This window comes from Kitasatospora sp. NPDC058492 (assembly GCF_042720685.1).
Taxonomy (GTDB): domain Bacteria; phylum Actinomycetota; class Actinomycetes; order Streptomycetales; family Streptomycetaceae; genus Kitasatospora.
Genome location: NZ_JBHXMU010000102.1, coordinates 1 through 20960, shown reverse-complemented (window position 1 = coordinate 20960; position 20960 = coordinate 1). Strand labels below are relative to the sequence as shown.

The following is a 20960-nucleotide window of genomic DNA, read 5'->3' as shown; positions in this document are numbered from 1 at the left end:
ACCTCCGCCGCGAACGGAGCGATCTTCGCCTCAGCCAGCGAACGCACCGCCTCACGGAGCATCTCGTGCTCCTCGGAGATACGGAAGAGATCGAAGTCAGCCGCCCCTGCGCTGCCCGCCATGATGCCCGCCTCGTCCAGTGATCGACGTCAATCCGGTGTTAACTACCGTTCAGTAGAGATCCTAGGGCTCCGACCTGCGGCTGCCTAGCGTCCCCGGCGTACGGGCGATCGAGGCCGGATCCGTCGGGGCGGATAGCATCAGAGGCACCCGTACAGGTCGAGTCCGCACAAAGGGGAACCCGTGACCCTCCGCATCTCCGTGATCGGCACCGGCTACCTCGGCGCCACGCACGCGGCCGCGATGGCCGAGTTCGGCTTCGAGGTGCTGGGCCTGGACATCGACCCCGACAAGATCGCCACGCTGACCGCCGGCCGCGTCCCGATGTACGAGCCGGGGCTGTCCGAGCTGCTGCTCAAGCACGTCGCCGGGCACGAGGGTTCGACCGGCCGGCTGCGCTTCACCAGCTCCGTCCAGGAGGCCGCGGAGTTCGGCGACGTGCACTTCGTCTGCGTCAACACCCCGCAGCGCAAGGGCGAGTTCGCCGCCGACATGTCGTACGTCGACGCCGCGATCGACGGCCTCGCCCCGTACCTGACCCGCCCGGTCCTGGTGGTCGGCAAGTCCACCGTGCCGGTCGGCTCGGCGAGCCGGCTCGCCGAGCGGCTGGCCGCGCTGGCACCCGTCGGCGCGGGCGCCGAACTCGCCTGGAACCCGGAGTTCCTGCGCGAGGGCTTCGCCGTCCAGGACACCCTGCGCCCGGACCGGATCGTCGTCGGCGCCCACAGCGAGCGCGCCGAGCGGCTGCTGCGCGAGGTGTACGCCGAGCCGATCGCGGCCGGGGTGCCGTTCCTGGTCACCGACTACGCGACCGCCGAGCTGGTGAAGGCCGCCGCCAACTCCTTCCTGGCCACCAAGATCTCCTTCATCAACGCGATGGCCGAGGTCTGCGAGGCGGCCGGCGCCGACGTCACGCTGCTCTCCACCGCGCTCGGGCACGACGAGCGGATCGGCCGCAAGTTCCTCAACTCCGGTCTGGGCTTCGGCGGCGGCTGCCTGCCCAAGGACATCCGGGCGTTCATGGCCCGGGCCGGCGAACTCGGCGCCGACCAGGCGCTGACCTTCCTGCGCGAGGTCGACTCGATCAACATGCGCCGCCGCTCCCGGATGGTGGAGCTGGCCCGCGAGCAGTGCGGCGGCGGCTTCCTGGGCCGCCGGGTGGCCGTCCTCGGCGCCGCGTTCAAGCCCAACTCGGACGACATCCGGGACTCCCCCGCGCTCAACGTCGCCGCCCAGATCCAGCTCCAGGGCGCCCAGGTCACCGTCTACGACCCGAAGGCCGTCGACAACGCCCGCAAGATGTTCCCCTCGCTCGCCTACGCCGACTCGGCCATGGAGGCCGCCGAGGGCGCCCACGTCGTCCTGCACCTCACCGAGTGGGCCGAGTTCCGCGAGCTGGACCCGGCCGTCCTCGGTGCCGTGGTCGCCGAACGCCGCCTCCTCGACGGCCGCAACGTCCTGGACGCCGACGCCTGGCGCGCCGCCGGCTGGACGTACCGCGCGCTCGGCCGCCCCAGCTGACACCTGCGGGAATCCGGTGCCCGTGGTCGTCGTTGGCACCGGCATGACGAGCTACGGCGACGACGCGACGGTTCGCGAGATCCTCACCGGCACCGGCGACACCTGGGCGGTGGTGGGCCTGTCCGACAACACCGCCCGGGCCGCCTACGGGGTGGCCGGGGTGCTCCAGCGGTACGGCAAGCGGGTCGTGCCGGTGCACCCGAAGGCCGAGACCGTCCTCGGCGAGCCCGGCTACGCCTCGCTCGCCGAGATCCCGTTCCCGGTCGACGTGGTGGACGTGTTCGTGAACAGCGCGCTGGCCGGGGAGGTGGCCGACCAGGCGGTGGCGGCCGGGGCGAAGGCCGTCTGGTTCCAGCTGGGTGTGGTCGACGAGGCCGCGTACGCGCGGACCAGGACGGCCGGGCTCGCCATGGTGATGGACAGGTGCCCGGCCATCGAGATCCCGCGGCTGGGCTGACCTCAGCCCTTCGCGCCGTCCGATCTCAGCCCTTCACGCCGTCCAGCTGCGCGATGGTGGCGATGGACGGGCGGCGGCTGGCCCGCAGCCCGGCGGCGACGGACTCGGCGTCGCGCAGGACGCGGACGGCGTTGTGCCAGGTGAGCTTGGCGAGGTCGGCCTCGGACCAGTTCCGGCGCAGGAGTTCGGCGATCAGGTTGGGGTAGCCGGCCACCGAGCCCAGGCCGTCGGGCAGGAAGGCGGTGCCGTCGAAGTCGCCGCCGATGCCGATGTGGTCGATGCCGGCGACCTCGCGCAGGTGGTCGAGGTGGTCGGCGACGGTGGCCGGGGTGGCGATCGGGCGCGGGTTGGCGGCCTCGAAGGCGCGCTGGCGCTCCATCGCGGGCGGGGTGGTGTCGAGCGGGTGGAAGCCGTGGGCGCGCATGTTCTCGTCGGCGGCGAGGGTCCACTCGATGGCGGCGGGCAGGATGAACTTGGGCACGAAGGTGGCCATCGCCACGCCGCCGTTGGCGGGCAGCTGGGCGAGCACGTCGTCCGGGATGTTGCGCGGGTGGTCGCAGACGGCGCGGGCGGAGGAGTGCGAGAAGACGACCGGCGCCTCGGTGACCCGCAGGGCGTCGCACATGGTGTCGGCGGAGACGTGCGAGAGGTCGACGAGCATGCCGAGCCGGTTCATCTCCCGGACGACCTCCTCGCCGAACCGGGTCAGCCCGCCGGCCGCCGGCTTGTCGGTGGCGGAGTCGGCCCACGGCACGTTGTCGTTGTGGGTGAGCGTCAGGTAGCGCACGCCGAGCTCGTGGAGAGCGCGCAGGGTGGCGAGCGAGCAGTCGATGGAGTGGCCGCCCTCGGCGCCCATCAGGGAGGCGATCCGGCCCTCGGCGCGGGCGGCCTCCATATCGTCGGCGGTGCGGGCGAGCCGGAGCCGGTCGGGGTAGCGCTCGACCAGGGCGTGGACGAAGTCGATCTGCTCCAGGGTGGCGCTCACCGCGTGGTCGCCGGCCAGCCGGGTCGGCACGTAGACGGACCAGAACTGCGCGCCGACCCCGCCCTCCGCGAGGCGGGCGAGGTCGGTGTGCAGGCGGTCGCTCTGGTCGGCGGCCAGGTCGACCGCGCCGAGGTCGTACCCGGCCTGCTCGCGCATCGCCCACGGGAGGTCGTTGTGGCCGTCGACCACGGGGGCGGTGCGCAGCAGGGCCTTGGCGCGGTCCAGCGGGGTGGGGGAGTCCAGCTCGGTAGTCATACCGGCTGTTCTACCCCACCGCCGGGGCTACTTGCCGAAGCCGAAGGAGGAGGATCCGGCCACCTTGGCGCGGAGCTTCTTGCCCTTCTCGGTGGCCTGGTTGTTCAGTTCGGCCTGGAAGTCGGTCATCCGCTCGGTCAGTTCGGGGTCGAACGCGGCCAGCATCCGCACGGCGAGCAGGCCGGCGTTGCGCGCGCCGGCCACCGAGACGGTCGCGACCGGGACGCCGGCCGGCATCTGGACGATGGACAGCAGGCTGTCCATGCCGTCCAGGTAGCGCAGCGGCACCGGCACGCCGATGACGGGCAGCGGGGTGACGGAGGCGAGCATGCCCGGCAGGTGGGCGGCGCCGCCGGCGCCGGCGATGATCGCCTTGAGGCCGCGCCGGTGGGCGTTCTCGCCGTACGCGACCATCTCGCGGGGCATCCGGTGCGCCGAGACGACGTCGACCTCGTAGGGGATCTCGAACTCGTCGAGGGCCTGGGCGGCGGCCTCCATGACGGGCCAGTCGGAGTCCGAGCCCATGACGATGCCGACGAGCGGGCTCGAAGGGGAGGAGGTCATTCGGTGATCGTTCCTCGCAGGTAGGCGGCCGCGTGGCGGGCGCGCTCGCGGACGTCGTCGAGGTCGTCCCCGAAGACGTTGACGTGGCCGACCTTGCGGCCGGGCTTCACGTCCTTCCCGTACATGTGGATCCGCAGGCCGGGGTCGCGGGCCATGCAGTGCAGGAAGGCGTGGTACATGTCCGGGTAGTCGCCGCCGAGGACGTTGACCATGACGGTCCACTTGGCGCGCGGCCGGGGGTCGCCGAGCGGGAGGTCGAGGACGGCCCGCAGGTGGTTCTCGAACTGCGAGGTGACGGCGCCGTCCTGGGTCCAGTGCCCGGAGTTGTGGGGGCGCATGGCGAGCTCGTTGACGAGGATCCGGCCGTCCCTGGTCTGGAACAGTTCGACGGCGAGGTGGCCGGTGATGCCGAGGTCGCCGGCGATGCGCAGGGCCAGTTGCTGGGCCTCGTCGGAGAGCGCCGGGTCGAGGTCCGGCGCGGGGGCGGTGACCTCGGCGCAGACGCCGTTCTCCTGGACGCTCTCCACCACCGGGTAGGCGACGGCCTGGCCGCTGGGCGAGCGGACGACGTTGGCCGCGAGTTCGCGTACGAAGTCGACCTTCTCCTCGGCGAGCACCGGGACGCCGGCCAGGAACGGCGCCTGCGCGTCCTCCTCGCCGTCGACGACCCAGACGCCCTTGCCGTCGTAGCCGCCGCGGACGGTCTTCAGCACGACCGGGTAGCCGGAGCCCTCATTCGCGAAGGCGGTGACGTCGGCCGGGTCGGCGACGATCCGGTGGCGGGGGCAGGGCACGCCGATGGAGTCGAGCTTGGCCCGCATGACGCCCTTGTCCTGGGCGTTGACCAGCGCGTCCGGGCCGGGCCGGACGGCGATGCCGTCGGCTTCCAGGGCCCGCAGGTGCTCGGTGGGGACGTGCTCGTGGTCGAAGGTGATCACGTCGCAGCCGGCCGCGAAGCGGCGCAGCGTGTCGAGGTCGCGGTAGTCGCCGAGGACGACGTCGGAGACCACCTGTGCGGCGGAGTCCTGGGGCGTGTCGGCGAGGAGTTTGAACCTGACCCCGAGCGGGATGCCCGCCTGGTGTGCCATGCGGGCCAACTGCCCGCCGCCGATCATGCCCACCACTGGAAAATTCACATTGCCCGGGGAAGTCACCCCGCCAGGATATCCGGGCCGGTCGGGGGCGGTGGAACCGCTGGGGTGGGCTGGGCGTCCCAGTCAACCCGGAGCCCTGGGGGCTGAGCCGTTCGGTGGAAGCGGGTAGCCTGGACGGCTAGGTCCTGGTCTGCGCAGTCCGATCATGTGCGTGCACGCAGGGCTCAAGGGGTGGACGCGTCCACGCGATCCGCTCTTCGACCCGCAGGCACATGGAGGCAGCCCGGTATGGCGACGTCCGCAGCTTCGAGCCCTTCGCTCTCGCAGAAACTGCGGGGGCTGTCAGGCGAAGTGGTGAAGTTCGGCCTGGTCGGCCTGAGCGGCGTGGTGGTCAACTTCGCCGTGTTCTGGGTGTGCCTCAACGGGCTGGGCCTGGCCTCGCTGCGGTCCAACATCGCGGCGACGCTGATCGCCATCGCCACCAACTACCTGGGCTACCGCTACTGGCTGTACCGGGACCGCGACGCCGCCTCGCGCAAGCGGGAGATCACGCTGTTCCTCGTGTACAGCGGAATCGGCATGCTGATCGAGACCGGCGTGCTCGGCTTCTCGGTGTACGTGCTCGGCCTCGACTCGCACTACGAGCAGCTGGGCGCCAAGGTGGCCGGCCTCGCGGTGGCCACCGTGTTCCGCTTCTTCTCGTACCGGACCTGGGTGTTCAAGGCACTGCCCGAGCCTGTCGTGCAGGACGCGAGCGGCACCAGCGGCACCAGCGGCCAGGAGCTGGCCGCCCAGGCCGAGCTGATGCTGGCCGCCGAGCAGATCCGCTACGCCAAGGCCGAATAGCCGGCCGGCCGTCCGCCCTGGACGGCCGTACTCCCGGCCGTACCCGCCCCCGGCTCAGTCGGCGTGGCTGCGGCCGAGGAAGAGCGCGAACACCGCGGGCTTCAGCGAGAGCAGTTCGAGCCGGCCCCCGTCCGCCTCCGCGAGGTCACGGGCGACGGCCAGGCCGATGCCGGTGGAGTTGCGGCCGCTGACGGCGCGTTCGAACACCCGGTTCCCGAGGTCCGGCGGCACGCCGGCGCCCTGGTCCTGCACCTCGACCACCACCGAGGTGCCGGAGGGCCGGACCCGCAGGGTGATCGTCCCGGCGCCGTGCATCAGCGAGTTCTCGATCAGGGTGGCCAGCACCTGGGCGACAGTGCCCGGCGTGCCGACGGCGGTGACCCCGTGCAGGCCCTCCAGGGACAGCACCCGGCCGGTCTCGCGCAGCGACGGCCCCCACTCCTCGACCTGCTGCTTGATCACCTCGTCCAGGTCGAAGGCCACTGCGGTGGGGCTGCGCGGGTCGCGCTGGGTGGTGAGCAGCCGCTGGACGACGTCGGTGAGCCGTTCGACCTGCTGGAGGGCGATGGTCGCCTCCTCCTTGACGGTCTCCGGTTCCTCGGCGAGGGCGGTGATCTCCTCCAGCCGCATGGAGAGCGCGGTGAGCGGGGTGCGCAACTGGTGCGAGGCGTCGGCGGCGAGCCGGCGTTCGGCGGTGAGCATCCGGGCGATCCGCTCGGCGCTGGTGTCCAGCACCTCGGCGACCCGGTCGAGTTCGGGCACCCCGTAGCGGCGGTCGCGGGGGCGCGGGTCGCCGGAGCCGAGCCGTTCGGCGGTCTCGGCCAGGTCGGTGAGCGGCCGGGCGAGCCGTTTGGCCTGCCAGACGGCGAGCGCCACGGCGGCCTGGACGGCCAGCAGGGCGACCACGCCGAGCAGCAGCAGCATGTTGGCGATCTCGTGGTCGACGTCCGCGCGGGACTGCTCGACGGTGACGACCTCGCCGCTGTTGCCGCGTTCGACGGCCTTCAGCAGGTGGCCGCCGGCCAGGCGTTCGCCGCTGGAGACGACGTCCTGGCCGGGGATCTGCACCTCGACGTAGCTGCCCTCGGTGACCTGGTTGTCGAAGGCCCGGCCGGTGACCGACTCACCCGCGGAGAGCCGGTTCTCGACCAGGGCGAGCACCCGGACGGCGGCCGCGTCCACCCGGTCCTGGGCCGAGTTGACGATGGTGCGCTTCTCGACCAGGGCGAGCGGCACGCAGAACACCACGACCACCACCAGGACGACGCCCAGCAGCGAGTTGATCATCCGGCGTTTCACGCTGCCGCTCCCCGAGGTGCTCCGCTTCGTCGGCCGACTCCCGGCCGCGATCTCCGTACGGGGCTAATTCTTCTCGAACCGGAACCCCACTCCGCGCACGGTGGCGATGTAGCGCGGGTTCGCCGCGTCGTCGCCGAGCTTCTTGCGGAGCCAGGAGATGTGCATGTCCAGGGTCTTGGTGGAGGTCCACCAGGTGGTGTCCCAGACCTGCCGCATGATCTCCTCGCGGGTGACCACCCGGCCGGCGTCCCGGACGAGGACGCGCAGCAGCTCGAACTCCTTGGCGGAGAGGGTGAGCTCCTCCTCGCCGAGCCAGGCGCGGTGGGACTCGATGTCGATCTTCACCCCGTGCGCGCCGGTGGTGAGCTGGTCGACGTTGCCGCGCCGGAGCAGGGCGCGGACGCGGGCGAGCAGTTCGGCCAGGCGGAAGGGCTTGGTCACGTAGTCGTCGGCACCGGCGTCGAGGCCGACCACGGTGTCCACCTCGTCCGCGCGGGCGGTGAGCACCAGGACGGGGCAGCTCTTGCCGTCGGCGCGCAGGCGGCGGCAGACCTCCAGGCCGTCCATCTCGGGCAGGCCGAGGTCGAGGACGACGAGGTCGACCTCCTCGGTCAGGCCCGCGGCCAGTGCGGTCGGACCGTCCTCGCGGACGAGCACCTCATAGCCCTCACGTCGCAGGGCTCGGGCGAGCGGTTCGGAGATCGCCGGATCGTCCTCGGCGAGCAGCACACAGGTCATGTGGTGATGGTAGTCCGCCCGGGTATGGCGGACTGCCTTGTGAGGTAGTTCACAGAGCGTGATCGTTACACAAGGGCCCCTTCAGGCCCAACACGCCGTCGCAGACCGCCTGTTCGGTGAAGAATCCGGCCTTCAATCTTGAAATTGAAGGGAAATTTGCCCGTCTACCATCGATAGATCGGGCAGATCTGTCACGGACTTTGCCATTCCCATACCTGATTCGTGGCTTTTGTCATCTGATAACGCTAAATATCGCCACGTAGAGTGGTTCCGTCCACGTCCGCCGCCACCCCCCTTGGCGGACGCTGTCAGGCAAGGAACCCCTACTCATGGCGTCTACCACCCTGGAAGCCGGCCTCACCCCGGCCTCGCCCAGCGGCAAGACCTTCCTCGGTCACCCCCGAGGGCTCGCCACGCTCTTCCTGAGCGAGATGTGGGAGCGCTTCAGCTACTACGGCATGCGCGCCCTGCTGGTGCTCTACATGACCGCCTCCGTCACGGACGGCGGCCTCGGCATGAAGCTGGCGACCGCCGGCGCCGTGTACAGCGTCTACACGGCCATGGTCTACCTGCTGGCCCTCCCGGGCGGCTGGATCGCCGACCGCTTCCTCGGCGCCCGCAAGACGGTCGCGATCGGCGGCACGATCATCATGGCCGGCCACTTCCTGCTGGCCGTGCCGTTCACCGGCGCGTTCTTCGCCGGTCTGGTCTGCATCGCGGTGGGCTCGGGCCTGCTCAAGGCCAACATCTCCACGATGGTCGGCCACCTCTACGACGGCCCGAACGACCCACGCCGCGACGGCGGCTTCACGATCTTCTACATGGGCGTCAACCTCGGGGCCTTCTTCGCCCCGCTGGTGGTCGGCACCGTCGGCCAGAAGGTCGACTGGCACCTGGGCTTCGCCCTGGCCGGCATCGGCATGGCGCTCGGCCTGGTCCAGTTCCTGCTGGGCACCCGCCACCTGAGCCCCACCAGCGACATCGTGACCTCGCCGATCGGCGCGGACGAGAAGCGCAAGATCTTCCGCAAGGCCGGCATCTGGCTGGCCGCGGCGGTCGTCTTCTACGGCATCGTCGTCTCCACCGGCCACTTCACCATCGACTGGGCGGTCTGGCCGCTGTCCATCGCCGGCCTGGCGATCCCGGTCTTCGTGTTCGCCAAGGTGAAGCGCGACAAGGACCTCAGCGCGGACGAGCAGTCCAAGATGAGCGGCTACATCTGGTTCTTCGTCGCCGCCGCCGTGTTCTGGATGATCTACGACCAGTCCGGCTCGACGCTGAACGTCTTCGCCAAGGAACACACCGCCTCCACGCTGTTCGGGATCAACTTCCCGTCCAGCTGGTTCCAGTCGCTCAACCCGCTGTACATCATGGCGCTGGCCCCGGTCTTCGCCTGGCTCTGGGTCTCCCTGGCCCGCCGGTCGAAGAACCCCAGCACCACCATGAAGTTCGCCTTCGGTCTGCTGATGATCGGCGCGTCCTTCCTGGTCATGATGGCGGCGATGGGCGCCGCCTCCGGCGACGCCAAGGTCACCCCGCTGTGGCTGGCCATGGTCTACCTGGTCCAGACCGTCGGCGAGCTCACCCTCTCCCCCGTCGGCCTGTCCGTCACCACCAAGCTGGCCCCCACCAAGTACGCCAGCCAGATGGTCGGCGTCTGGTTCCTCGCCGTCACCGCCGGCGACTGCGTGGCCGCCATCTTCCAGCTGGTGCTGGGCGACAAGGTGGTCGGCAGCACCTGGTACTTCGCGGTCCAGGGCGCCATGGCGATCGTCGCCGGCATCGCGCTGGCGACGTACCGCAAGCGGGTCGTCACGCTCATGGGCGACGTCCACTGACGCTCGCGCCCGCCCGAGCCGGGGCCGCCGCGGATTCCTGGGATCCGCGGCGGCCCCGGCCGTTTTTCGCTCGACAGCGCCGCTCCGGCCGTGCCTATGGTGCCCGGCATGACGACCGACCCGTTACCGCGCCAACTCGCCCGCACCCGGCGCTTCACCCTGGGCGCCCCCACCCACCCGGGCATCACCGCCGACGGCACCGCCGTCCTGTTCCTGCGCAGCCGCGGCGGCACCGACCCGCTGGCCTGCCTCTGGGCGCTCGACACCGCCACCGGCCGGGAACGGCTGATCGCCGACCCGGCCGCGTTGGGCGCCGGCCCCTCCACCGACGGCGCCACCGACGGCATCACCGGTTACAGCACCGACGCCACCGGCCGGCTCGCCGCCTTCGCGCTCGACGGCGCCCTCTGGCTCGCCGACACCGCCGACGGCACCGTCCGCGCCGTCCCCACCGCCACCGCCACCGGCGTCCACGACCCACGGCTCGACCCGACCGGCCGCCGGATCGCCTACACCGGCGACGGCGCCCTGCGCGTGGTCACCGTCAACGGCACGAACGGCACGAACGGCTCGGACGGCACGGACGACGGGGGCACCGCGGACGACCGGGCGCTCGCCGAGCCCGAGGCCGGGGACGTCGCGTACGGCGTCGCCGAGTACATCGCCGCCGCGGAGATGTACCGCACCCGCGGCCACTGGTGGTCCCCCGACGGCACCACGCTGCTCGTCACCCGCGTCGACGAGCGCCCCGTCCACCGCGTGCACCTCGCCGACCCGACCGACCCGCAGCACCCACCGCGCGTGATCCGCTACCCGCTGGCCGGCACCGCCAACGCGGAGGTCTCGCTCCTGCTGCTCGGCCTCGACGGCACCCGCACCGAGGTCCGCTGGGACCGCGCCGCCTTCGAGTACCTCACCGCCGCCGGCTGGGACGCCCACGGCCCGTACGCCGCCGTGCAGAGCCGCGACCAGCGCACCGTCCGCACCCTGGCGATCGGGCCCGACGGCGCCACCCGGGCGCTCGCCGAGCGCCGCGACGAGCACTGGGTCGAACTCCTCCCCGGCCTGCCCGCGCGCACCGCCGGCGGCGCCCTGGTCGACACCGCCGACCTCGGCGACACCCGGCACCTCACCGTCGACGGCGAGCCGGTGACGCCGCCCGGACTGCAGCTGTGGGAGGTGCTCGGCACGGACGGCGAACAGGTCCTGTTCACCGCCCTGGAGGACCCCACCGAGACCCACCTCTGGGAGTACGAACCGGGCCGCGGCATCCGGCGGCTGAGCAGCGGCCCCGGCGTCCACACGGGCGCCCGGCGCGGCGGCACCCTCGTCCTGACCGCCCGCTCCGAGGGCTTCCCGGCCGGGCGCACCACCGTCCACCGCGACGACCGGACGGCCCACCCGGTGACGTCGTACGCGCAATCGCCCGTCCTCACCGCGCGCCCCGAACTGCTCCGCCTCGGCCCCCGCGAGCTGCGCGCCGCGCTCTTCCTGCCCACCGGCCACCGCCCCGGCGGCGCCCCGCTGCCCGTCCTGCTCGACCCGTACGGCGGGCCCGGGATGCACAAGGTCACCAGCGGCGGCGCGTGGTGGGACCGGGTCTCCCAGTGGTTCGCCGACCAGGGCTTCGCGGTGCTGGTCGTCGACGGCCGCGGCACCCCCGGGCGCGGACCGCACTGGGACAAGACGATCTACGGCGACAAGGCCGGCCCCGCCCTGGCGGACCAGGTCGAGGGCCTGCACGAGGCCGCCCGACTACGGCCCGGACTGCTCGACCTCGACCGGGTCGGCATCCGCGGCTGGTCCTACGGCGGCTACCTCGCCGCCCTCGCCGTCCTGCGCCGCCCGGACGTCTTCCACGCCGCCTCGGCCGGGGCCGCCCCCACCGACTGGCGGCTCTACGACACCCACTGGCAGGAGCGCTTCCTCGGCCACCCCGACGAGCACCCCGCGCACTACGACGACGGCTCCCTGATCGCCGGGGCCCCGGAGCTGAGCCGCCCGCTCCTGCTGATCCAGGGCCTCGCCGACGACAACGTCCTCCCCGTGCACACCCTGCGGCTCTCCCACGCCCTCCTCACCGCCGGACGCCCGCACGAGGTCCTACCACTGCGCGCCACCGGCCACCGGCCGACCGACGAGGCGGTGGTGGAGCACCTGCTCCGGAACGAACTGGACTTCCTGCGGAGGTCGTTGGGCGCGGAGTGATCGGCGCCTGCGCCACCAAACGCCGCAACATGGTCACTGTCCATCCGGCTGGCGCGTAGAAAGCACCTGAACGCGCAGGAAGTCGGGCCGGCCCAGCCCCGGCCTGCACACGTGCAACCGCAAGACGCTCGCCCTGGGGGGACGCCGCTGGCGAATGATTGACCAACAGCGTCCCGTTTGGAGCGACTCCCAACTCCGCTGAGCATCGTTACCGTTGTCCCATGACGGATCTGCGCCGGGCACCGGTGGACGAGGTGCTGGTACGTGTCGAGACGGCCTTGGGCACGCAACTCGACAGGGCGACAGTGGTCCGCAAACGCCGATCCGTGGGAGCCGGCACGGCGCGTGGCACGTGGGTACGCATCGAGCGGCGAGGGCTCGATCGAATCGGTGCCCAGGGCTGGGACGGCACCCCCTCCGCTGAGGCCCTGCGAGGGATTGCGAAGCCCGCGTGGCTGGCCGGCATCGCCTGGCGGGATGAGGTCGAGCCAGTGATGTGGCGGGCCGATGAAGCCGAACTACTGCCATCCGCCCCAGCGGGGTCCGCAGTTGTGACCGAGGGTCCCGACCTGCCGCCCAGCTGGTGGCCGGAGCTGAACGCCTCTCTCGATGCGCTCGCGAGGCAGCGGACGAATCGGATCGCCACGCCGGACACGGAGACGATCACCCAGGAGCTGGTGACTCGGACGATCCATCAGGTGTTCCCGGGCATCGACGCCACGGTGAGCGAGTGGTGTCCGGCGCATGCGGATCTGAACTGGGCGAACGTGACGGCGCCCGAGTTCTGCGTCTTCGACTGGGAAGACTGGGGTATGGCCCCGCGTGGTCTGGACGCTGCCACGCTGTGGGCGGCGTCGCTTGCCGTGCCTGCGCTGGCTGATCGTGTCCGTGTCGAGCGGAGCGGCGACTTCGCGAGCCGGGACGGCAAGCTGATGACCTTGTTCGTCGCGGCGAAGATCCTCGGGCCGTACGCGCATCCCAAGGACCCTCGCCTTCAGGGCGCCCGCGTGTTGGCGGAGCAGGTGGTGAAGGAGCTTCAAGCGGACTGACGCTGAGCGGGCGCCCGCGAGGCCCTCGCCCGGGTGGGCGAGGGCCTTCGCGCGGTTCAGTGCTGGTCGTCGCGGTCGTCGGGGTGGGGCATCTTGAGGGTGGCGAGGACGCCGAGGGCGACGGTGGTGATGGCGAGGGCGAGGAGGGCGAGGAGGATCGCGCCGACGAAGAACTTCACCGGTGCCGCTCCTCGTCGTCATCGTCCAGGTCGCGGAGCAGGCGGAGGAGGTTGAGCAGAGTGCTGACCGGCGCGTTCCCGAAGTCGATCAGGATGCGTCCGTCGATGGTGGTCCCGCCCGTCGAGGCGGACCCCCAGAGGAGCCCGTGCGGCAGGCCGCGCCTATGCAACTCCCCCAGGAGAGACATGATTTGGGGCTTGGTGTAGTCGCGCATCCGGGGGTCCTCCGGCACGATGGGGTCGCGGGTCACGCACGGGAGTCCAACTCGTACCAGATGGTTTTGCCGCGCTTCTGCGGGTCGACGCCCCAGCGGTGGGTGAGGCCGTCCACGAGCTGGAGGCCCCGACCGGTCTCGGCGAGGTCGGCGGGCGTGCGCGACTGCGGGAGGGCGTCGCTCTCGTCGGAGACGGTGACACGGAGGGTGCGGTCGAGGATGGAGAACCAGACGACGGGCGCGGGGGTGTCGCCGTGCCGCCAGGCGTTGACGATGAGCTCGCAGAGGGCGAGTTCGGCGTTGAAGACGGCGTCGGCGTCCCAGCCGCTGCGGGTCATGGCGTCCCGCAGGGCCTGGCGGGAGAGGGTGAGCGAGGGGGTGTTACGGGTGCACACGGGAACCTCCGGGAGGCTGTGGTGTGGGAGTAAGGGGAGACGACGGATACGTCGCCGTGAGCCAGGCCAGGATGGGGCCGGCTGCTCTGCGGCGCGCGGGCAGAAGGCGCCTACTGCCCTGAACACAGCCATTACTGACGATCCGTCGGATCGAGCTGAGAATGACGATAGCGCATCGACTCTTTAATTAAAGTCGAATGGGAGGAGGTTCCTCCTCACGGGCGACAAGCGCCGCCGAGCCCGGATGGATCCACCGGCGACCGGCGCGGCACACTGGCCTCTGCACCAGCTGAGAGGACGCCATGGCCCTTCGAGTCCCCACCCTCCGTCAGCGACGCCTCGGCGCCGAACTGCGGAGGATGAGAGAGCAAGCCGGCTTCGGCGGCAGCCACCTTGCCCGTCTGCTTGGGGTGACTGCTGCCTTGGTGAGTCAGATGGAGAACGGGAAGTCGGCCGTCAGCGAGGAACGTCTACGTGAGATCGCGGCGGTCTGCGCGTGCGCCAACGAGCCCCTGATCGCCTCACTCGCTGACATGACCCGGGAGCGAGAGACTGGCTGGTGGGAGGAGTACAGCCCGAGGCTGACGACCGACCTGCTCGATGTGGCGGCGATCGAGGCCCACGCCTGCCGGATCTCCACCTACTCGATCACCTTCCTACCCGGGCTGCTCCAGACCCCGGCCTACGCCGCTTCGGTCTTCGCTCGCGCGATCCCGCCACTGCCGCAGCCCGATGTCGACCTCCGCTTGGCCTTCCGCTTGCGGAGGCAGCAGGTCGCACGGGACGGCGTCACGCCCTACACCGCGTTCATCCACGAAGCCGCACTCCGCATGCAGTTCAGCGGACCGGCGGCGCTCGCCGAGCAACTCGGCGCCCTCATCGAGCATTCCGAGAGCCCCGGCATCTCGGTCCGAGTCGTGCCGTTTAAGATCGAATCGCTGCCTGGCCCCAGCGAGAACTTCGTCCATATCGCGGGCCCGGTGCCTGAGCTGGACACCGTGCAGATCGACATCAGCTTCGGGTGTCCGCTCTTCGACGCACCCTCGGACCTGGCAAGTTACCGCGAGATCCTCGACAGGATGGCGTCTGTGGCTCTCTCCGAAGATGACTCGCGAGACTTCATCCGATCCATCAAGAAGGAGATAGAGGGCAATCATGAGTAGCCCTGCATGGCAGAAGTCCAGCTATTCCGGCTCCAGCAACGCATGCGTTGAGGTGCGGGCCGCTGATGGGGTGATCGAACTTCGCGAGTCCGACGAAGGTGCGGTCATCGTCCGCACCGCCCACCTCAAGTTCGCCGCCTTCCTCCAGGGCGCCAAGGCCGGCGAGTTCGACCACCTCACCACCAACCCCTGAAGGGAACGCACATCGCCCCCGTCGAGCCGGTGCTCGACGGGGGCGACATGAACCCGGCGTACAGGCCGACTCTGACGATGCCCCGGGGGTGGCGCTCTCAGGCCCCTTGAAGACGGCCACGGGCCGCTTCGATCTCGTTTCGGGCCGCAGTACCGAACACCGCTTGGTCCCGCAGAGCGGCGAACACGCGGACGAAGTACGAGATGTTCTCGGGCCTGGACGTCTGGAACGCCCCCGACCAGAACTCCTGCTTGAGCAAGCTCTCGTCGAACAGGTAGAAGCCCTCGCCAGGGTAGAGCGACCGTGGCCGACCTTGCGGGATGATCCCGATGGACACGTACGGGAGCCTGGACACTTCCAGGAGGTGGTCAAGTTGCCTGTTCATCACCTCAGCACCACCCGTATTGTTAGTTAGCGCTGAGGCTTCCAGGAGGAACGAGAATATCGGCGCCCCGGTGCCGAGGAACCGCTTCCGGACCACGCGGTTCTGTGCCGCTTCCTCCACGTCATCCAACGGCAGGCCGTGCAGCTTGGCATGGATGGTGAACTGCGCCTTGGCGTACTCGACCGTCTGTAGGAAACCGGGGACGAACAGCGACTCATACACCCGGAGCAGCTTGGTCTTCGCGTACAAGTCCATGGCTTGGAACTGGAGACGCTTCATCCCCGGTCGGTGCCATCGCTTGTAGTCGGTCCACATCTGCTCGATCTCACGACTCATCGCGATGAGTTCGGGAGTCTGCCCCTCGACGGCACAGGCCGTTGCCCATCGTCGGATGTCTTCCTCGGTCGGGATCTGCGTCCCGTGCTCGATCTTCGACACCTTGGTCTTGTGCCAGCCACAGCACTGCGCGAGCTCGACACCCGAAAGGTGGGCATCCCGACGGAGTTCTTTGAGCTGAGTCCCGAAAGCGCGCCTTGCGGACTCGGATGGTTCCTGGTCGGACATGTCGCTACGGCTTGTACTCGCCATTGGGGACGCCGAGCGACCATGCCTGCTCGAACGCCTCGTTGCAGAACCGGATCACGTCCGGATCGGTCGAGAGCTGGATGTCGGTCTGTTGGTTGTCTCCCCCGATGAGGTTGAAGACCACCAGGTCATCCCGGATCAGGCAGTCGTTCCCCGGCAAGGGCAGCACCGATACGAGACGGCGGGGAAGCCAACGAAGACGTTCCGTGGGGTCGGCCAGCTCGACCGCCATCCGCTGGTAGTCCGAGAGGGGTTCGGAGACGACCCGTACACGCCGGTAAGGGAATCCGGCAGCGGCCTTCCCGGCCAGGAACGCACGATTCCCACGCATCGTCTCCTCGACCGTCTCACGGTCGCCTGAGCGCCACGCCTCGAACAATGGGCGATCCACCTCATAGAAGTCCCGTAGCTCAAGCTTTCGGACCTCTTGGACGGGCTCACCGAACAGCAGCTCAATTCGGCGTGCTGCCGAGATCAATTCCATAACGCTCCCTGACGTACTTCCGCACGAACGCATCCATGGTCCGCCCGGACATCTCCCCGAACGTCTCGTCGTCGGCAAGGGCGGCGAGCTGATCCCGAACCTTCGGCCCGCGCTTCTTGAGTTGCACGATCCATGAGTCACGGTCGGTCTCATAGAACGTCTCGCACTCGACGCCGCCCTGAGAATTGGGGTCCGTGCAGAAGAACGTAGCGGTCAAGTCGTCGCCGTCGCTGCTGTGTTGCCGCATGTTGCTCCCCCCGCGATCCGGCCGCATGTCATCTCCGACCTTCGCCCTACGACCACCCCAAGGTCAAGCGTTCGACGGCACCGAAGCTCGCTCAGACGGGTTCCAGCAACTATGAGCAACTTTGTTGAGTGCCGCTGGCCGAGGTTCGTACGGTCTACTCCACGCCCCTACGCATCGGCGAAGGAGAGGGAGCCAGGTATGTCCGCTGCTGTGAGGTCCGCCGGTTCGCACCGGAGCAGGGAACGTGCCAGTCCGCAGAAGATGACCGTGATCCTGAACGAGTACCGGGTGGCACAGTCGGAGTCCCGGCCGGTGCGGTACCCGCTGCCGCCGGGGTGTGGGTGTCCCCGGTGTCGCGCTGGGGGCTCCGGTGAATGACGCGGTCGCCCTTCCCCCGCCGACCGAGGCAGGCGAGTCCTCGACGTCCGCCGAGCCGCCCAACACCCCGGAAGCGCCGGATGCCGTGAGCGCCGTTGTGGAGCGGTTCAGGACCCTGCGTGCCGAGCCCATGCGCCACCGACACCAGCACTGAGCCGGCCGCAGCCGGTTCATGAGCAGAGCGGAGGCACCACTTGAACACCATCGACCTTCTCAGGTCGCCGAACACCGTGCTGGCCAACGCCGTTGACGACGCCCTGGACGTGCTCCGTCCCCGCCTCCTGGAGGCCGGGACGGAGCGGATCGAGTTCACCGTGGGGACGCAGCTCAACGGGCGTCCGCACATCGGCACGCACCTGGTGCAGAGCCTGTCGTTCCTGGTCGCCGAGCGGGCCCGCGATGAGTTCGGGGTCGAGACAGCCGTGGACTTCGTGGCTCTGGACAACGCCCCGGCGGAGACGATCACCGACGGCGGCCGGATGTACCAGCTCACCTACCACCACCAGCTCGGTGATCACGGCATCCGCGCCCTGGTCGCCGAGTACTACGCCCCTCTTCTGGACGCGATGACCAGCCGCACGGGCGTGGAGTACCGGGTCAGCACCTACACCGAGCAGCAGGCGAGCCCGGAGTTCCGGGCCGAGTTCCTGCGGACGCTGGAGTTCCTGGATCAGATCCGGTTCTGGCTGGCTCCGGCCAGCGGTACGGCACACATCCGGCTGCCGTGTCCGGTGTGCGGGTGGGCCCAGAAGTACGCCGACCACACGCGGCTGCTGGAGTTGGACGACTCGGGGGCACTGTTCGAAGCGATGTGCCACGAGCACGGCCGCTACGAGGCGGACGTTACGCCGCTCGGCGGCGGGTACCTGGACCTCTCCACCCTGTACCGCAACGTGGTCAAGGAACGGTCCTACCGCCCCGACGACGGCACGTTGCACGTGATGGTGAAGGGCGGCGACTGGGCGTTCGGCTGCCAGCTGGTGGACGGCGCCCACGTCGCGATCGGGGCGCCGGCCGCTCCGGTGCCGCTGCGCGTCTTCACCCCTCAGATCCTCGGCAGCGACGGCGGGAAGCTCTCCAAGAGCCTCCTTCGCGCGGCTGCCGAAGCCGGAGACGCGACGGGAGGCAGCACCGCGGAATGGCTGCTCGACCCGGGCACCTGGCCCGGCACGCAAGCGGACTACGTCGAAGCGCTCACGGGTGCCGGTGAGCTGATGCTCAGCAGCCCGAGGCACTTCTTCCGGTCCTACACCACGACCGCATTGGAAGCCCTGATGACCACCCGCCAGCCTGCCAGGAACCAATCCCAGGCGCATGGCCGTCCCCGCAACATCCAGATCTACAAGCAGTACTTCGACCTGATCGCCGACGGCTCCAAGACCGTCGAAGTCCGGGTCGCCTACGCCTCGATGAAGCGAATCAGGGTCGGGGACCTGCTCAACTTCACCTGTCGTGGCGAGGAGCGCCTGACCAAGGTGAAGCGCATCGGCACGTACAGGACCTTCAAGGAGATGTTCGGCACCGAGGACGTGAAGGCGGTCAACCCGCACGCGACCGAGGCCGAGCAGTTGCGGGCGATCCACGCGATCTTCCCGCCGGAGAAGGAAGCCCTCGGCGTGATCACGTTCGAGATCGAGCGAGTGAACCCCGGTGAGTAGGCGAAGGCGGGTACTGGTCGTCTGCAAGGGGAACCACTGCCGTTCCCCGATCGCCGCCCTGATCATCGCGGAGCGGTCCGGGGGCGCGCTGGACGTGCGCTCGGCGGGCACCCGCAACTGGCACGTGGGCAAGCCCGCGCACCCGCTGATGATCGAGGCCGCTTCCGCCTTCGGCTACGACCTGACCGGCCACCGGGGCCAGCTCCTGGACGAGGGGCTGCTCGGCTGGGCTGACGACGTGATCGCGGTCGACGACGAAACGGCGCTCGCGGTCGAAGCCACCGCTGACTCCGACCAGCCGGTGAGGATCCTCGGCTCGGGCATCACCGACCCGTGGGGCGGCGGTCCCGAGGACTTCGCTGCTGCCGTCCTGGAGATCCAGGAAGCCACGGCCCTGTTCTACGCGGCCTAATCGCCATCCCGAGCAGCCCGGGCTGCCCGTCGCTCCCCCGTGGCGCTAACGGTCAGTTCGAGCAGATGAGAGAACCGCCCCGGCCGAGAAGGCCGGGGCGGTTTGCTTTGTTCGAGCGACGTGATGCGTGACGGCTGGCCGAGGTGCGGCGATCGCGTGGCGATCTGGCTCCGCCGAACGGCATCACCGCAGGTCATAGCCCATATGGCGACAGTTCCAGCCGCTCAGGCCTCCCGAACCCCCGCGCGCCAGACCGCGGCCGTCAGGGGGACACCCGGGCGGTAGGCCAGGTGTACACCCGTGCACTGATCACCGCCGCGATCGACACGCTGGGGTGAGGCATCCGCAATTCTCCGCAACTTCCTTGAGCAATACGAGAATTGGTCCGTAGATTTCACAGAGCCGCCGGGCAGCTCCCGGCGCCACCAGGTGCCCCAACAACAGTCGGAGGAACCATGGCAACCGCAGTTGCACCCGCCGACCCGATCGTCGGCCCGCTCCGGAACGTGCGCGACCACATCCCCACCGACCTGTGGGACAAGCAGATCGGCCTCCTGATGCGCGACTACCCCTACGACACCGTCATGGCCGCCCGCGTCCTCGGCCAGGGCTACGCCTACCTGCTGACCGCGATGGCCCACCGCAGCGAACACCTGGGCCTCGGCCCCAGCTCGCTGGTGGACATCGGCGTCCACACGATCATCCTGGACACCGTCGCCTACGCCGAGCTGTGCCAGAAGCACAACAACGGCCACTTCCTGCACCACGTGCCGGCCGTCGAGTACAAGGACGACGGCACCGTGCTGCGCACCCGCCCAGCTCATAGCAGCAGACGGCTGGGACGTGGACCTGCCGCTGTGGGCGGATGCCTCCAAGTGCAGCCCCTGCCACCCCGGCAACGACTCGCACTGACCGGACAGTTGCGGTGGCCCCGAGCTCAGTCCGGGGCCACCGCGACCCGGAAGGGTGGAGTTCACCCAAACCCCTGCGCCGGCGCACGCCGGACGCGAGGATGACCCGGGTGACGACCACCTCACCCGCCCACTCCGGTGTGCCGGACCTCTGGCATCACTACGGCCGCACCCGCGCTGACACCAACCGGACCGTCCCCGGCGCCTTCCACTGGGTCTGGGCCCAGGACGGCGGGCCGGAAACCGAGGTGCTGGGGGACGTCACCGGCCTCGTCGTGGCGGACCTCGGCGCGGGTGCCGCCCGTCATGCCGCGCACCTCGTCGCCCACCACTCTCCGGCGCGGGTCGACGCGATCGACGCCTCCCCCGCCCAGCACGCGATGGCCTGCGACCTCTACGGCCACCTCGTACCGCGCCTGCGCACGGTGCGCGCCGGCGCGACCGCGCACCTGGAGGCGCATCCAGACGAGTACGACGTGCTCTACTCGGTGTTCGGCAGCCTCGACTTCGCCGACCCTCGGCAGCTGCTCCCGGCCGCTGCCCGCGCCCTGCGACCCGGCGGACTGCTGGCCGCCTCCACCTTGGGCCACTACCTCGGTGGAGCCCCCACTGAACCGGACGTCCAGCACGCCGACGTTCCGGCCCGCACCCCGGACGGCGCCCCGGCAACCATGCGCCGCTGGGTTCTCCGTAAGGTGTTAGGTGGCCCGGGAGGGCCGGATGTGGCTGATGGGTTCTTGCCGACCGTGGCTTCCCTGGAGTGGCCGTCCGGCTCTCCGGG

22 protein-coding genes and 2 pseudogenes are annotated in these 20960 nt (G+C 70.0%); 12 read left to right on the top strand and 12 right to left on the bottom strand.

What is annotated here, in order from left to right; genetic code table 11:
• Positions 1-122, bottom strand: a pseudogene (locus ACFWPI_RS37785) (acyl-CoA dehydrogenase family protein); the annotation flags it as partial.
• Positions 123-303: 181 nt separating this feature from the next.
• On the opposite strand from ACFWPI_RS37785, the gene ACFWPI_RS37780 reads away from it, so the two are divergent.
• Both ACFWPI_RS37780 and ACFWPI_RS37775 read left to right on the top strand, forming a co-directional pair.
• Complete coding sequence (locus tag ACFWPI_RS37780; protein ID WP_063349103.1) at positions 304-1641, top strand: UDP-glucose/GDP-mannose dehydrogenase family protein; 1338 nt, start codon at positions 304-306, stop codon at positions 1639-1641.
• Between the two features lie 43 nt (positions 1642-1684).
• A complete protein-coding gene (locus ACFWPI_RS37775; protein WP_363588081.1) occupies positions 1685-2098 on the top strand; it encodes a CoA-binding protein in 414 nt (137 codons plus the stop codon).
• Between the two features lie 25 nt (positions 2099-2123).
• Here the strand turns inward: ACFWPI_RS37775 and ACFWPI_RS37770 are convergent, their stop codons facing one another.
• The 3 genes from ACFWPI_RS37770 to ACFWPI_RS37760 are packed head-to-tail and all read right to left on the bottom strand — an operon-like array spanning position 2124 to position 5038.
• Positions 2124-3338 carry a dipeptidase gene (locus ACFWPI_RS37770; RefSeq protein ID WP_380379353.1) on the bottom strand — a complete coding sequence of 405 codons (1215 nt, stop codon included), beginning with the start codon at positions 3336-3338 and terminating at the stop codon, positions 2124-2126.
• Between the two features lie 27 nt (positions 3339-3365).
• Complete coding sequence (gene purE / locus ACFWPI_RS37765; RefSeq protein WP_063349101.1) at positions 3366-3902, bottom strand: 5-(carboxyamino)imidazole ribonucleotide mutase; 537 nt, start codon at positions 3900-3902, stop codon at positions 3366-3368.
• Complete coding sequence (locus ACFWPI_RS37760) at positions 3899-5038, bottom strand: 5-(carboxyamino)imidazole ribonucleotide synthase (protein ID WP_063349100.1); 1140 nt, start codon at positions 5036-5038, stop codon at positions 3899-3901. The genes purE and ACFWPI_RS37760 overlap by 4 nt, the downstream gene beginning before the upstream one ends.
• A gap of 246 nt (positions 5039-5284) precedes the next feature.
• Here ACFWPI_RS37760 and ACFWPI_RS37755 point away from each other — a divergent pair, with 246 nt between their 5' ends.
• A complete protein-coding gene (locus ACFWPI_RS37755; RefSeq protein WP_380346326.1) occupies positions 5285-5842 on the top strand; it encodes a GtrA family protein in 558 nt (185 codons plus the stop codon).
• Positions 5843-5896: 54 nt separating this feature from the next.
• Here ACFWPI_RS37755 and ACFWPI_RS37750 read toward each other — a convergent pair whose 3' ends face one another.
• Together ACFWPI_RS37750 and ACFWPI_RS37745 are read right to left on the bottom strand one after the other, a co-directional pair.
• Complete coding sequence (locus ACFWPI_RS37750) at positions 5897-7141, bottom strand: ATP-binding protein (RefSeq protein WP_063349098.1); 1245 nt, start codon at positions 7139-7141, stop codon at positions 5897-5899.
• Positions 7142-7204: 63 nt separating this feature from the next.
• Positions 7205-7879, bottom strand: coding sequence for a response regulator transcription factor (locus tag ACFWPI_RS37745; protein WP_030290974.1), 675 nt, complete (start codon positions 7877-7879; stop codon positions 7205-7207).
• A 329-nt stretch (positions 7880-8208) separates the two neighbouring features.
• On the opposite strand from ACFWPI_RS37745, the gene ACFWPI_RS37740 reads away from it, so the two are divergent.
• From ACFWPI_RS37740 to ACFWPI_RS37730, 3 genes are all read left to right on the top strand, one after another.
• Positions 8209-9717 carry a peptide MFS transporter gene (locus ACFWPI_RS37740; protein WP_063349097.1) on the top strand — a complete coding sequence of 503 codons (1509 nt, stop codon included), beginning with the start codon at positions 8209-8211 and terminating at the stop codon, positions 9715-9717.
• 108 nt (positions 9718-9825) lie between these two features.
• Positions 9826-11925 carry a prolyl oligopeptidase family serine peptidase gene (locus ACFWPI_RS37735; RefSeq protein ID WP_380379359.1) on the top strand — a complete coding sequence of 700 codons (2100 nt, stop codon included), beginning with the start codon at positions 9826-9828 and terminating at the stop codon, positions 11923-11925.
• A gap of 221 nt (positions 11926-12146) precedes the next feature.
• Positions 12147-12974: a phosphotransferase gene (locus ACFWPI_RS37730; protein ID WP_380379361.1), complete on the top strand. Its 828-nt coding sequence runs from the start codon at positions 12147-12149 to the stop codon at positions 12972-12974.
• A gap of 56 nt (positions 12975-13030) precedes the next feature.
• On the opposite strand, the gene ACFWPI_RS37725 is transcribed toward ACFWPI_RS37730, so the two are convergent.
• From ACFWPI_RS37725 to ACFWPI_RS37715, 3 genes are read right to left on the bottom strand one after another with little or no spacing between them, the layout of a single operon-like run.
• Positions 13031-13153: a hypothetical protein gene (locus tag ACFWPI_RS37725; RefSeq protein WP_363369142.1), complete on the bottom strand. Its 123-nt coding sequence runs from the start codon at positions 13151-13153 to the stop codon at positions 13031-13033.
• On the bottom strand, positions 13150-13404 hold the full coding sequence (locus ACFWPI_RS37720) for a hypothetical protein (RefSeq protein ID WP_371518557.1): 255 nt from the start codon (positions 13402-13404) through the stop codon (positions 13150-13152). Before ACFWPI_RS37720 ends, ACFWPI_RS37725 begins: the two co-directional genes overlap by 4 nt.
• A complete protein-coding gene (locus ACFWPI_RS37715; RefSeq protein WP_380379365.1) occupies positions 13401-13763 on the bottom strand; it encodes an ATP-binding protein in 363 nt (120 codons plus the stop codon). Before ACFWPI_RS37715 ends, ACFWPI_RS37720 begins: the two co-directional genes overlap by 4 nt.
• Positions 13764-14065: 302 nt before the next feature.
• On the opposite strand from ACFWPI_RS37715, the gene ACFWPI_RS37710 reads away from it, so the two are divergent.
• Together ACFWPI_RS37710 and ACFWPI_RS37705 are read left to right on the top strand one after the other, a co-directional pair.
• Complete coding sequence (locus ACFWPI_RS37710) at positions 14066-14926, top strand: helix-turn-helix domain-containing protein (protein WP_380345478.1); 861 nt, start codon at positions 14066-14068, stop codon at positions 14924-14926.
• On the top strand, positions 14919-15119 hold the full coding sequence (locus ACFWPI_RS37705; RefSeq protein ID WP_380345480.1) for a DUF397 domain-containing protein: 201 nt from the start codon (positions 14919-14921) through the stop codon (positions 15117-15119). Before ACFWPI_RS37710 ends, ACFWPI_RS37705 begins: the two co-directional genes overlap by 8 nt.
• A 97-nt stretch (positions 15120-15216) precedes the next feature.
• Here the strand turns inward: ACFWPI_RS37705 and ACFWPI_RS37700 are convergent, their stop codons facing one another.
• Genes ACFWPI_RS37700 through ACFWPI_RS37690 form a run of 3 tightly spaced genes read right to left on the bottom strand, consistent with a single transcriptional unit; the run spans position 15217 to position 16820 of the window.
• Positions 15217-16068, bottom strand: coding sequence for a helix-turn-helix domain-containing protein (locus ACFWPI_RS37700; protein WP_380345482.1), 852 nt, complete (start codon positions 16066-16068; stop codon positions 15217-15219).
• A gap of 4 nt (positions 16069-16072) precedes the next feature.
• Positions 16073-16573 (bottom strand): DUF6879 family protein, encoded by a 501-nt coding sequence (locus tag ACFWPI_RS37695; RefSeq protein ID WP_380379369.1) that lies wholly within the window; start codon positions 16571-16573, stop codon positions 16073-16075.
• Complete coding sequence (locus ACFWPI_RS37690) at positions 16542-16820, bottom strand: hypothetical protein (RefSeq protein ID WP_380379372.1); 279 nt, start codon at positions 16818-16820, stop codon at positions 16542-16544. Before ACFWPI_RS37690 ends, ACFWPI_RS37695 begins: the two co-directional genes overlap by 32 nt.
• Before the next feature lie 572 nt (positions 16821-17392).
• On the opposite strand from ACFWPI_RS37690, the gene ACFWPI_RS37685 reads away from it, so the two are divergent.
• From ACFWPI_RS37685 to ACFWPI_RS37670, 4 genes and pseudogenes are all read left to right on the top strand, one after another.
• The gene (locus ACFWPI_RS37685) at positions 17393-18856 is read left to right on the top strand and encodes an ASCH domain-containing protein (protein ID WP_380379374.1); all 1464 of its coding nucleotides are present in this window, start codon (positions 17393-17395) and stop codon (positions 18854-18856) included.
• A complete protein-coding gene (locus tag ACFWPI_RS37680; RefSeq protein ID WP_380345489.1) occupies positions 18849-19268 on the top strand; it encodes a low molecular weight phosphatase family protein in 420 nt (139 codons plus the stop codon). The genes ACFWPI_RS37685 and ACFWPI_RS37680 overlap by 8 nt, the downstream gene beginning before the upstream one ends.
• A 455-nt stretch (positions 19269-19723) precedes the next feature.
• A pseudogene (locus ACFWPI_RS37675) lies at positions 19724-20180 on the top strand (glycine-rich domain-containing protein).
• 100 nt (positions 20181-20280) lie between these two features.
• The coding region (locus ACFWPI_RS37670; RefSeq protein WP_380379377.1) for a class I SAM-dependent methyltransferase at positions 20281-20960 on the top strand (680 nt) is incomplete at its 3' end.